General features: G+C 40.7%; 1 protein-coding gene. It reads right to left on the bottom strand.

All coding sequences use genetic code 11. The features are described from left to right. A partial coding sequence (locus DDE80_RS14930) for a transposase (RefSeq protein WP_153060962.1) occupies positions 1 to 268 on the bottom strand: 268 nt, incomplete at both ends.

Genomic DNA, 268 nt, shown 5'->3' with positions numbered 1-268 from the left:
TTTAGCTTGTACGATAAGAATGTAGTGAACATGCCCCAACCATTGTCGTGAACGCTTTTACCAAAGTGAAGGGCTTGAGACATTCCTTTCATGTCCAAGTCCTCGATGATAACAGCGTCATAGGTTGATGCCAATTCTTTTGATTGATGGTGTAGAAAGTTCTTACGTTGATTGGCTGTTTTTTCTTGTAGTTCAGCCACTTTCAAACGTTGTTTTTCCCAACGTGCAGAACCTTTCTTTCTACGAGATAGGATGCGTTGTTCTTTTG

The sequence above is a fragment of the Metalysinibacillus jejuensis genome, assembly GCF_003057615.1.
Classification (GTDB): Bacteria; Bacillota; Bacilli; order Bacillales_A; family Planococcaceae; genus Metalysinibacillus; species Metalysinibacillus jejuensis.
This window is presented reverse-complemented; position numbering and strand designations above follow the sequence as displayed.